Origin of the sequence: Virgibacillus litoralis (genome assembly GCF_017873675.1) — a bacterium.
GTDB classification, from domain to species: Bacteria; Bacillota; Bacilli; order Bacillales; family Amphibacillaceae; genus Lentibacillus; species Lentibacillus litoralis.
The window spans coordinates 16747-25970 of record NZ_JAGGKK010000020.1 but is presented as its reverse complement, the minus strand read 5'-3'; the positions used below and the strand labels follow the sequence as shown (position 1 = coordinate 25970).

Here is a 9224-nt window from a genome sequence, read left to right as displayed (position 1 = left end):
TCCCTATTCCTTTGCCGTTTCTGATTTCTTTTTCTTCTGTTTAGATTGATTTTGTTTTGGTGGTTCTTGTTTAGGTTCTTGTTGCTTTTCTTTTTTAACTTCACCAAGATAACCCAGATCCTGCAATTCTTTTATTCTTTTTTCATTAGATTCATAGAAGTGATTAGCTTCATGAATTTTATTTGAATCTTTATCACGAAACCGTTGAAGCACCTTTGCTTTCATTTAATTCAACCCCTTCCATCTAAAAAAATACCAAGCCAGGACGAATCCCAGCTTAGTTATTATGACTTAATCATCCCAAGACTACGAAGGACGGCAAGTATTTCATTTTGCTTCGTAGCAATTTCAGTTGCAGTTGCAGTCGCTGGGTCAACGTGGTCCGCAATTGCTGAACCTTGTTTACCGTCAGCGGTAAGTTTACTGCCTGGGGTTAGGTGAACATCATTTAAATAAGGCATTTATGACCCTCCTAATTAGTATTTATTAAACTGTTGGTGTTACTTCCGCAATACGGAATGCTGATTTTAGCTTGATTTGGTGGTCCATCCAAGCAGTGATAACGAATTGCTCAATACCTGTTTTTACATCTTTGTCGCGTTCATTAAGCATTCCTAGGTCATAGTTAAAGTGAGAGTACATGAAGTCACCCACAATTGGCTTTGTAGCTGAATCAGAGAATACAACTGGCTTACCTAATACTTGTTCAGGTTGAGCAGAATAAAGTGTTGCATTACCATTCGCTAGAACCTCAACAATGTCGGAATAATCTTGGTAGCGCATAACGATCTTTGCGTTTTCACGATAATCCTCATGTAGGTCAGCAATAGCATTTTTAATTGCTTTATATAAGCTATCCCCTTGTACGACTGTGATTGCATTCTGGCTAGAGTAGAAAGACATATGCTCTTCACCAGCTTTAGGTGTCTCTGCGAAAACCACTTTCTTTTCTTTAGCAGCAACACCAGAAGAAAGCGCACGGTCAACATGGCTTACTAGATTTCCAGCAGATCCCATTAATACAGTTTCCGAAATGCCAGCAAATACTTTGAATTTGTGACGACCAAACGTTACAACATCTCCGCTTGCTTTAAGTTCCCTTGCAGTTGCTTTATCTGCAATGAAATCATCGTTATCAAGTGTAAATCCGATTTTAGGAATCTCAAGATTAGTGATTTGAGTAAAATCCGAAATCTCACGTAGTTGATTTTTTACATAAGGTTCAGACAGAATTTCTGTTGAAACAGTTTTAGGTAAAAACTTGCCTCCACCAGTTGTGCTATCGTCACCCAATGCTTGGCGAATGTCATCAGATATTGGTTTATTCTTCATGGTCGCGCGAATCAATTCTGCTTTAGCTTCTACTTTTTGTTTATCTGGGTCCGTAATAGCTTTTAGATCGTCTTGTTTTGCGAATTTAGCTTGTTGTTCAGCTTCTAATTGATCGTGTTGGTCTTTGATAACATCAAAGCGCATTTTTAAATCTCTCTTAGAATCTTGCAGTGCTTGAATATCTTCTGTTGTTTTACCTGTGTCAATTGCAGCTGCAGCTAAATCGTTCTCAACCTTTTGTAATTGTTGACCAACAGTGGTCATGTTTTGCTTTAGTTCATATAGAGTCTTGTCACCAAAGTGTTGAAGGTTCAACCTTAATAGATTTTTCTGTTTTACCGCCTTAAATAACTCTTTACTTTTTGTCATTATTAAATTCCTCCTAAAATATCGTTAATATAATTAGCATTTTGTGTAGCTTGCTCAGCTATTTTTTTACGTTGTTCCATTTCTTCTTCGCTTGGTCCAGTGGGCTCTTCGGTTTCTTTTACCAATGCTTCAGGTACATTCTTGTACTTAGCAAATAATTCATCACTAATAGATGCAGCCATGTCATTTGCATCTAACAACACATCACATAGTCCATATTGGATCGCTTCATCGGCTGATAACCACGTTTCGGCATCTAACATTTGTTTCAGCTTTTCTTCAGAAAGTTTATCGCCTGCTTTTTCCAAATAAGACTGTATTGCTGAGCCATTAATGCGATCAAGGTCATCTGCTGCTTTCCTCAATTCAGTGGCATTACCAATAACAAAATTTAAAGCGTTGTGTATCATGAGCATTGAGTTCCTGGGCATATAGATAGTATCCGCCGCCATTAATATTACGCTTGCAATAGATGCGGCCAACGCGTCCACATAACCATTTACATGCGCTGAATGTCGCTTTAACATATTACCTATAGCAACCCCTTCAAAAACTGCGCCTCCAGGTGAGTTAATGTAAAGATTGATAACTTCCACATTGCCAAGCGCATCTAAATCTTCTTTAAAACTATTTGCGGTTGTATCGTTCTCAACAAACTGATATCTTTCAATGTCTCCATAAATAAAAATATCTCCTGATTTACCATCAGCAGACATCTTCATACTCCAAAATTTCTTCTTTTTTTGCTTATTTCCCATTGTTTTCACTCACCCCCTTTCAATTATCTTTCGTTATTACTGCTTGTTGACTTCCTATCTTTTGGATCCATGTCTATAGGATAAAGATCACCACTAACCCACAACTTAGAAGCATTTCCCCCCATCGGGGCTTCATCTTCTTTACGTCTTACTTCGTCTTGCGACAACCAACCGTTACGAATTGCCTTAGCGTAATAATCTCCTTGAGTCGCTGTATCTGCTCGAAGCAATGCTTTTTCGTTGAATTTAAAATAAAAACCAGCTTTTCTTTCAGCTGGTGTAAGTAATTTTCTATTAAATTCTTGTTCGTACTGTCTTACAATTGGAATTAAGGTCAACTGTACAAACATACGCATTAACTGTTCATTACTGGAATAGCTTTGGCCTTCCGTGTCATTCAACATTGTAACTGGAATATTGTACACATTTGCTACTCGCGAGCGTGTAATTCGTTCTGTCGCCAGCGTATCAGCTGCTTCGTATTTACGCTCCAACTCATCAATTTCAACACCCGGTTCTTGGAACAAAATACCACCATTATCCTTATAAAATCGCTTGAAATCATCAATAACACGCTGTCTTTTTTCTGTATCAATGTTTGCTTGATATTTTATGATGAATGAGTTGGGAGCACTTTGCATTTCCTTTAGGCTAAATTCACGAACGGCTTTATCAAAGTCAGTTGCGTTTGATAATGCTTTGATGGGATTAATGCTTTTAATGCTGCCTGTGCTACCAATATGCTTTACGTGAAGCATGTTCATATTATGAAAGTAATAACGATTGCCATCGTCACCCAAAACTTCATACCATAAATCATATGAGTTTCTTTCAATTACTGGCTCTACGTGATTGGCATTTATGTTCGTTAATTTAGAAACTTGATTGCGTATATCCCTTTCGATAATCGCATAACCATCACCAGTCTCATTACGTGAGGTTTCTAAGTTTCGGATAAACTCAAACCCATGCATGTTTTGGTTTGGTTCGTTTATCAATACATCTGATGCAGCGTTACTCACTGAATCATAATTTTTATATAGCTTTAACGGTAATGAAGCCATACTATTTGACAACCTAGTGATTACACTAAAAATAGTCTCATTGGTGGCTAAGGTGGAATTTTCAATACCCCAAAATGTTTTACCCATCCAAGAAGAAAAGTCATAGTTTACTCCTTTCCATGCCATATAAGCGCTGTTAATAGAGTATTTTACGCGTTGAAAGAATTTCAATTTATCACCACCTTCCAAAGATTTTTGTAGGACTTTTTACATATTTGTCGAAACATTAATAATAGGGAGGTGAATAAAATGTATTTTGTTATTAAGAAGTCCGCCAATGGCCAATATTATTTCGTTATCAAATCAAATAATAGTCAAGTAGTCGCAACTAGCGAAACGTATACCAGTAAACAAAGTGCTGAAAACACCATTGATTCAATTAAAACTAATATTGATTCTGATTCCAGCGTTATTGACATATCTAAATAACTAATGCTATCAAGGTCGTCTTAAGGAGGGCGACCTTTTTAACTCCCCATCAAATCAGCCATACTAACAACCCCAATATCACCATCACCGGGCGGAACTACCAATTTCTCCATCACTTTTGTATGAGCGTTTAGTAACGCTGCAAACCCATCAATTTTACGATATCGATTAGCTTTAGTAGGCATTTTATTGTTATTTCTGTCTTTCACTAACTCCACATTGTTTATATACCAGCGTAACAATGGGTTCTCATTAAAAATAACCTTTCCATCTAGGAACATATTTTTAAGGTCATCCATTGCTGGACCTAATGTTAAAAAACCCTGCCTAACTACTTCTGTCGGATAGCCTTCCTGTTCAAACGCTTTGTTCAATCGGAAAGCTTTCGCTGGGTCATAGGTAATTAATTCCAGATTAAAATGGTTTGCTTGCTCCACAAACCAGTCATGAACTACATCTTCATTGATATAATCTTCATCCACAATAGTAAGATAGCCTCCCTCTGACCATTCTTGATATGGTATTTTTTCATTGTTCAACAACGTTTTCTTCCTGGGTATCCATGAATGCGATAATACAAAAACATCACCAGTTGCCATAATCGGTATCTCTAAGCACGCACTTGTGAAGTCTTCTGAATCAGATAAGTCATAACCACCAACAGCAATCGTTCCATATAGGTCTATTACATTTAAGTGCTTATCGTTTTTCTCCAGTGTTTTAAAGTCAATAAACGGCATCTTGCTGCCATTCACGAATATGTTGAACTGTTTTGTGATAAAGTCAGAACGTTCTTCAGGAGTTCGTTTATCTTTCTCCCAATCCTCAATCAATGTATCTAAATCAAGCGATACACCCATATTCGGATTAGCTTTTACCCACATCTCCGGCTTTTCGAATTCTTTTTCATTATCCAATTCAGCCATATAGTAAAAAGTACGTTCATCGACAATCGCGCCCCCAAGCGCATCTGCTCCCTGAGAATCGCTTCATCGAAAATAATTCCAGCCTGCTGTTTTGTATTAGCCAATAAGTAAACATCAGCACCGTTTTCTCCATCTTTGCTTACAGAATAAAGAGAAAGACCGGAAACGAGCGTTGATTTACCATTTTTACGACCAATAAAAATAAGGCCCTCACGGAAGCGCCTTACACCTGTATCTTTATGAACCCAACCATAGAGTGAACCAACAATGAAGTGTTGCCATGGTTGTATAACTAATTTATCAAAATCACCTTTAGAGGGTTTGCAATACTTTTCAATGAACCGTACTGGCCTGTGACCATCATCTTCAACGAATACCCAAGGAAAATCTTCTGTTCCCTGCCTTTTTAAATCCTTTAAATGCCTTTTTGCAGATAATATGTTTTTTTCACTTTCAAGAATGTTCCCTTTTACAACTTGTTCAGCATACCAGGTTGTTAAAAGCCTATCTGATGAATCAGTTAATATGGCACCTTTTTTAATCTGCTCTTTTTTCCACGCGATAAAACTAAAACTTTGTGTTGCTTTTTTAATCTTAGAAGGAGTCGAAGTCGTCGCTGTCATCGCCATTCACTACTTTCTTACGTTGAGCAGGTGTAAGGCCAAGGGACTTCAATAAATTATTTAATGTTTGTACGGTTTTTGCTTGTTCGACTACAAGGGGATTTTTAGTAAGGTTTGTAGCCCCTGCTTTATTCGTATATTCGTACATTAGATCCTGTTTGCCTATCTCTTTTTTAAGTTTTCGGTAAAACTGGTGCGTTTCCACATACAATTTAATCAACTCTTCATCTGATTCCTGGTACGATTCTCCAAGATAATTCCGTAATGATTTTGCAGTAGGCACTCCCATTTCTAAATCCTCCCTTCTAGCTTTTTTCGGGGTACCCCCCTTCATGAAAAATCTTCCGCGATAAATACGAAGCTGCCCCCTCGGTCTATAGAAGGCAAAAGTCCCACAATTTTGGGGAGGGGGCTTGTCCGATTGTCAAAATTGTTCAGGATTTTGACACAATTCAACAACTTTTATTCTATTTGAAATCGACTTTGATTGCTTCCTTTCCCGTTTCTCAGGATGAAGTTTGTTATGACAAGAAGCGCAAACGCTAACCAAGTTGTCCATGTCCAACGCTTTGCTTGGATCATCTCTAAGGTGAACAACATGGTGAACGGTATCGGCAGGCACAGGTCCTACAGTAGGTAGGCATTCTTGACATAGCTCTAAGTCTCTTGAAAGTACCATCTCCCTACATTTTTGCCATACGCTTGTTTTGTAAAAGGCAGTAGCTTGTTCTTTAGTTAGGGTCATTTGTTATCAGCCCATCCGCAGCTAAGACAAACTAATTCAGTACCACGTGCAATAGTTCGTCTTTCTTCCGTGTTAGGATTACCGCACAAAGGACACATTGTGTGCATTTCATCAAAGACTACGGTGTGTGGACTATAACCACTCAATGTATTATTTCTTTTCTGCTGTTCTTCCAACTCTTTCAATGCGGCAGTACCTTTCTTTGCTTCACGTTGTACTGCCTTAAGTCCTTTTAATGCATCGGATACATCTGCCATAATTATTAATGTTCCAGCACTTATTGTTTTCTCACCTTCGCTCGACTTATCGCCAGCCATGATTAACACTCTCCTTTTAAATTATATATATAAAAGGTGCCGTATTAGGCACCTTGTCCATTTTTTAACAGCAATGTCTCCGTTTTCTTTCTCTGCCTCTAACCTGATCTCTGTCTCGATCTCTTCCCATGACTTCATCCTTATCTCTATCTCTACCTCTAACCCGATCTCTGTCTCGGTCTCTTTCTCTGCCTCTGACTTGATCTTTATCTCGATCTCTTCCCATGACTTCATCCTTATCTCTATCTCTTTCTACACCTCTGACTTGATCCTTTCCTCTTGCTCTTCTTCTATCGCGAATGAAATTGTTACGTCTGCAGACCATATTTATCACCTCCATCACGATATTTTATGAATCAAATCTCTTACTGAAACGGCAATCACCTATAGGATGGTATATAAAAAAGACACCTCTTTTTGAGATGTCTAGATATCACCTATATAAGATTTATATCCTTCAAGCTTACCGATACCTTCGAGAGTTGCAAACCTCCCACCTGGAAGGACTGATAAATTCTTTATACTTACCACACCTTTAAAAGAATTATCTTCTAAGCTAGTCATAGTTATAGTAGGCATTTCAGTATCTTCAACTCTTTTTGCCAATGGTGTTTCATCTACAATGAATCGTAATTCTACTTTCCAGCCCTCTCTTAGGCCGCTTTCTATAACTAGAATATGGCCAGTGTGAAAATGAAGAATGTCTCCATCTTCAAATTGTATGGTTTTTATGTCTATCCGCTTCAATGTCTCACTCTCCTTTTAATAATACTATCGGCAAAAGAAGAGGGATATTAAAAAAGACACCTCCTTTTAAGATGTCTAAAAACTAAAAACTTATTTTTTATTAATAATGTATATTTTATCGCCTACTTTACGAACCTTTACAAGTCCCAATTCATTAATTTTTTGAGCCTTTTTCTTAGATATTATTATTTTTTTGTCTTTATCTGTATAAACATTAAAATTCGAAAATGTAAATAAAATATTTAGATAGAAAATATTACTCTTAACGTAAAAGACCCCTATAACTATAAATAATAAAATATTTACTAAAACTCCATTAATTTGGTCTACTTTTAACGTTGTCAGGGGAACAATGTAAGTAATAAAATATGATAATATTTCACTATCTATATTTTCGATATCCTCAAATTCTTCCTCTTCATTTAGTTCACAAAATAAGAAGTATAAAAAGGTTACAATTGATATCACAATTAATAACGTAAGAACAGAGTATGGTATAGTATTTTCAACTAAATTACACTTAAAGGGTTTATCAAAATCATAAAATTTAACCATTAAAATAAAATAAAGAGGTAAAAAAGACGAGATAAACAATAAAGTTTTGAATGTATTTGTTATCATCAATAATTACCTCCTATAAATTATACGTTAAAGTCGTCGACACCTTTCCTATTTGCTAAAACTGTCCTATAGTATGCGTCTCTCATTAACATTGTTATGTGTGTTAATTGATCTTTATCCGCGTACACTATTTGTGTTTTATCGGTGTTAAAATCAATATTTAAATCAAAAAGTTCCACTACTTCTGGTGCATTAGAAAAGTGTGCATGAAAAAGTTCTATTATTTGTGGATTCGACTGTATCTTGGTTAGCCTTCTTATTATTCGAGCATCCTCTAAGCAGTCATCTCTAAACTGGTCAAAGTTTTGTATTTTATTTCCTCTTTGCACCTCTTCAAGGCCAACTTCAGCATTTTCTTTATATTTTTCCCTCAAGTTAAAAATACGTTCCGCAGAGATATGGTTGAAGAAGATAACCTCATCCTCTAAAGAGATAGCATCTATCCACCCATCAATTGCCATAAGTTTACTGCCTTCCAATATGTTAAATGTATCATTTACCTTTCGCATCCAGAAGCCTTTTCTTATATTTTTTAACTTATGGTTTTTTCTAAACAAATATAAATACTTTGTTGGGTCTTGATCTTTATTTATTCTTAATCTAAATATTAAGAAGCTCACATCATCTGGTTCAATTTCTTCAGTTCCAGGTTCATCAAACAAATTTATTACTTCCGAGTAATTACCTAGATACTCTATTTGACACTCCGAGAATTCATCGTTTTCATGTCCACTGGGATTAAAAGGCACTTTTGCCAAATCACTATTTATTTTACTCTGAACACTGTCTTTAAACAGTTTTACCACTTCTTTTTGGACATCATTTGAAACTGTTGGCTTAAATGAGGTGTATTTAGTTCCATTCTTAGTCACAAATAAAACTGATAGTCGACCTTCTGGTTCTACATAGGTCTCTAACAATGTACGAATCTCAGTTAATTCCATTTAAAAATTCCTCCCCCTTTTTTCTTTTAATTACTATTTCGACAAATAATATAATATTCCTGCAAATTAACAGGAATTTACAACTTAAGTGTCGAAAGGACTAGTAAAGGAGGTGAGAAAATGTCCAGACGTTATCATTCACCGTTTAACGGAAATCGTTATATCGGGAACACAAATACTAATGAAGTGCACGATTTAGACAAAGAAGAGAGCTCATGTCAAATTAATCGAATTAAAGATAGTCACGTAAAGACATTCATACCTGATACTCATTCACAAGCCAAAAGTGAAGGCTTTGACAATTGTGCACATTGTATTGGTAATTCTCGGTACTAGATCAATGCAGGAG

Annotated in this window: 14 protein-coding genes and 1 pseudogene; 2 read left to right on the top strand and 13 right to left on the bottom strand. The window is 36.4% G+C overall.

Annotated features, from left to right (window positions below; translation table 11 throughout):
- Positions 1-3: 3 nt before the first annotated feature.
- From J2Z82_RS15790 to J2Z82_RS15770, 5 genes are read right to left on the bottom strand one after another with little or no spacing between them, the layout of a single operon-like run.
- The gene (locus tag J2Z82_RS15790) at positions 4-225 is read right to left on the bottom strand and encodes a hypothetical protein (RefSeq protein ID WP_209481778.1); all 222 of its coding nucleotides are present in this window, start codon (positions 223-225) and stop codon (positions 4-6) included.
- A gap of 59 nt (positions 226-284) precedes the next feature.
- Positions 285-461 (bottom strand): hypothetical protein, encoded by a 177-nt coding sequence (locus tag J2Z82_RS15785; protein WP_209481777.1) that lies wholly within the window; start codon positions 459-461, stop codon positions 285-287.
- Positions 462-486: 25 nt separating this feature from the next.
- Positions 487-1701: a phage major capsid protein gene (locus J2Z82_RS15780; RefSeq protein WP_209481776.1), complete on the bottom strand. Its 1215-nt coding sequence runs from the start codon at positions 1699-1701 to the stop codon at positions 487-489.
- Between the two features lie 2 nt (positions 1702-1703).
- Complete coding sequence (locus J2Z82_RS15775) at positions 1704-2459, bottom strand: head maturation protease, ClpP-related (protein WP_209481775.1); 756 nt, start codon at positions 2457-2459, stop codon at positions 1704-1706.
- Positions 2460-2482: 23 nt separating this feature from the next.
- Positions 2483-3694, bottom strand: a complete 1212-nt coding sequence (locus J2Z82_RS15770) for a phage portal protein (RefSeq protein WP_425348065.1) — start codon at positions 3692-3694, stop codon at positions 2483-2485.
- 78 nt (positions 3695-3772) lie between these two features.
- Here J2Z82_RS15770 and J2Z82_RS19790 point away from each other — a divergent pair, with 78 nt between their 5' ends.
- On the top strand, positions 3773-3952 hold the full coding sequence (locus tag J2Z82_RS19790) for a YegP family protein (RefSeq protein ID WP_209481773.1): 180 nt from the start codon (positions 3773-3775) through the stop codon (positions 3950-3952).
- Between the two features lie 38 nt (positions 3953-3990).
- Here the strand turns inward: J2Z82_RS19790 and J2Z82_RS15760 are convergent.
- The 8 genes and pseudogenes from J2Z82_RS15760 to J2Z82_RS15725 all read right to left on the bottom strand — a co-directional run bounded on the left by J2Z82_RS15760 (position 3991) and on the right by J2Z82_RS15725 (position 8875).
- Positions 3991-5501: pseudogene (locus J2Z82_RS15760) on the bottom strand (terminase large subunit).
- On the bottom strand, positions 5473-5790 hold the full coding sequence (locus J2Z82_RS15755) for a phage terminase small subunit P27 family (protein ID WP_209481772.1): 318 nt from the start codon (positions 5788-5790) through the stop codon (positions 5473-5475). The pseudogene J2Z82_RS15760 and the gene J2Z82_RS15755 overlap by 29 nt, the downstream one beginning before the upstream one ends.
- Before the next feature lie 135 nt (positions 5791-5925).
- Entirely contained in the window at positions 5926-6180 is a 255-nt protein-coding gene (locus J2Z82_RS15750) for an HNH endonuclease signature motif containing protein (RefSeq protein WP_245251752.1), read from the bottom strand.
- Between the two features lie 62 nt (positions 6181-6242).
- On the bottom strand, positions 6243-6563 hold the full coding sequence (locus tag J2Z82_RS15745; RefSeq protein WP_209481770.1) for a hypothetical protein: 321 nt from the start codon (positions 6561-6563) through the stop codon (positions 6243-6245).
- A 64-nt stretch (positions 6564-6627) separates the two neighbouring features.
- Positions 6628-6888: a hypothetical protein gene (locus J2Z82_RS15740; RefSeq protein ID WP_209481768.1), complete on the bottom strand. Its 261-nt coding sequence runs from the start codon at positions 6886-6888 to the stop codon at positions 6628-6630.
- A gap of 101 nt (positions 6889-6989) precedes the next feature.
- Complete coding sequence (locus J2Z82_RS15735) at positions 6990-7310, bottom strand: hypothetical protein (protein ID WP_209481767.1); 321 nt, start codon at positions 7308-7310, stop codon at positions 6990-6992.
- 90 nt (positions 7311-7400) lie between these two features.
- Entirely contained in the window at positions 7401-7931 is a 531-nt protein-coding gene (locus J2Z82_RS15730) for a hypothetical protein (protein ID WP_209481766.1), read from the bottom strand.
- 20 nt (positions 7932-7951) lie between these two features.
- Positions 7952-8875 carry a Kiwa anti-phage protein KwaB-like domain-containing protein gene (locus tag J2Z82_RS15725; protein ID WP_209481765.1) on the bottom strand — a complete coding sequence of 308 codons (924 nt, stop codon included), beginning with the start codon at positions 8873-8875 and terminating at the stop codon, positions 7952-7954.
- A 120-nt stretch (positions 8876-8995) separates the two neighbouring features.
- Between J2Z82_RS15725 and J2Z82_RS15720 the strand changes: the two genes are divergently transcribed.
- Entirely contained in the window at positions 8996-9211 is a 216-nt protein-coding gene (locus J2Z82_RS15720; protein WP_209481764.1) for a hypothetical protein, read from the top strand.
- Positions 9212-9224: the final 13 nt, after the last annotated feature.

Excerpts from the sequence above, each read along its gene's own strand:
- J2Z82_RS15790 (WP_209481778.1), bottom strand. The coding sequence starts at position 225 with ATGAAAGCAAAGGTGCTTCAACGGTTTCGTGATAAAGATTCAAATAAA.
- J2Z82_RS15785 (WP_209481777.1), bottom strand. The coding sequence starts at position 461 with ATGCCTTATTTAAATGATGTTCACCTAACCCCAGGCAGTAAACTTACC.
- J2Z82_RS15780 (WP_209481776.1), bottom strand. The coding sequence starts at position 1,701 with ATGACAAAAAGTAAAGAGTTATTTAAGGCGGTAAAACAGAAAAATCTA.
- J2Z82_RS15775 (WP_209481775.1), bottom strand. The coding sequence starts at position 2,459 with ATGGGAAATAAGCAAAAAAAGAAGAAATTTTGGAGTATGAAGATGTCT.
- J2Z82_RS19790 (WP_209481773.1), top strand. The coding sequence starts at position 3,773 with ATGTATTTTGTTATTAAGAAGTCCGCCAATGGCCAATATTATTTCGTT.
- J2Z82_RS15755 (WP_209481772.1), bottom strand. The coding sequence starts at position 5,790 with ATGGGAGTGCCTACTGCAAAATCATTACGGAATTATCTTGGAGAATCG.
- J2Z82_RS15750 (WP_245251752.1), bottom strand. The coding sequence starts at position 6,180 with ATGGTACTTTCAAGAGACTTAGAGCTATGTCAAGAATGCCTACCTACT.
- J2Z82_RS15745 (WP_209481770.1), bottom strand. The coding sequence starts at position 6,563 with ATGGCTGGCGATAAGTCGAGCGAAGGTGAGAAAACAATAAGTGCTGGA.
- J2Z82_RS15740 (WP_209481768.1), bottom strand. The coding sequence starts at position 6,888 with ATGGTCTGCAGACGTAACAATTTCATTCGCGATAGAAGAAGAGCAAGA.
- J2Z82_RS15730 (WP_209481766.1), bottom strand. The coding sequence starts at position 7,931 with ATGATAACAAATACATTCAAAACTTTATTGTTTATCTCGTCTTTTTTA.
- J2Z82_RS15725 (WP_209481765.1), bottom strand. The coding sequence starts at position 8,875 with ATGGAATTAACTGAGATTCGTACATTGTTAGAGACCTATGTAGAACCA.
- J2Z82_RS15720 (WP_209481764.1), top strand. The coding sequence starts at position 8,996 with ATGTCCAGACGTTATCATTCACCGTTTAACGGAAATCGTTATATCGGG.